An 863-nucleotide genomic window follows, 5' to 3' on the forward strand; every position below is an offset into this window, starting at 1 on the left:
GGCACAAGAATGCGCTTGAGCGGATAAAAATCCTTGAGCGTGAAAACCGTGAACTGCAACGCAGCAATGAGATCTTGCGCAAGGCAGTAGCTTTTTTCGCACAGGCGGAGCTCGACCGCCCATACAAACGATGATCAACTTTATCGAGCAATATCAGCCGTGTTATGGTGTTGAAGTAATCTGCACGGTATTGCCGACTGCACTCTCTACCTCACCGGCATCAAGATCAGATGAACCATCCTGAGAAACGTTTGGCACGAAACCGTCGTGATCAACAGAGGCTGATACGGATCACACAGATATAGCAGAACAGTCAATGTCGTTACGGCGCACGAAAGGTATGGCGTCAGCCGTGATAGAAAAAAGCCCGTCTATCTGGGTAGTGAAACACTGCAATATGCTGGTGATTTGGTCAAGCGACACCAATCAGCTATGGGTTGCAGACTTCACCTATATCCACACCCAAAGCAGCTGGATCTATACGGCATTCATCATAGACGTGCATTCAAGCGCCATTGTCGGCTGGAAAGTCAGCCGACAAATGAACACCGACATGGTGCTTGATGCGCTTGAACAAGCATTAGCCAAGAACAATAGCCCATCATGTCATCCATCACAGTGACAGAAGCTGTCAGTACTTATCTATAGGTTACAGCGAAAGACTGAAAGAAGCCGGCATAAAGGCATCGGTAGGGCGAACCGGCGATGCCTATGACAATGCATTGGCAAAGAGTGTCAACAAACTATACAAAGCGGAGGTCATTAAATATGACAAACCACAATGGCAAGGCTTAAGAGATGTTGAGCTGGCCACTCAAGAGATGATAGATATAGCATTTGTCGATACTCTGATGAGTATGCCA

General features: G+C 47.3%; 1 protein-coding gene, 1 pseudogene and 1 other annotated feature. The gene and the pseudogene both read left to right on the forward strand.

Annotated elements, in window-relative coordinates; translation table 11 throughout:
- Positions 1–88 precede the first annotated feature (88 nt).
- Positions 89–205, forward strand: a sequence feature (AL1L pseudoknot).
- A gap of 192 nt (positions 206–397) precedes the next feature.
- Entirely contained in the window at positions 398–622 is a 225-nt protein-coding gene (locus A5N85_RS14360; protein WP_428843265.1) for a DDE-type integrase/transposase/recombinase, read from the forward strand.
- Positions 603–863 (forward strand): annotated as a pseudogene (locus A5N85_RS18110) (hypothetical protein); the annotation flags it as partial. The gene A5N85_RS14360 and the pseudogene A5N85_RS18110, both read left to right, overlap by 20 nt.

The sequence above is a fragment of the Suttonella ornithocola genome (assembly GCF_001889065.1).
In the GTDB taxonomy this organism is placed as follows: domain Bacteria; phylum Pseudomonadota; class Gammaproteobacteria; order Cardiobacteriales; family Cardiobacteriaceae; genus Suttonella_A; species Suttonella_A ornithocola.

Excerpts from the sequence above, each read along its gene's own strand:
- A5N85_RS14360 (WP_428843265.1), top strand. The coding sequence starts at position 398 with ATGCTGGTGATTTGGTCAAGCGACACCAATCAGCTATGGGTTGCAGAC.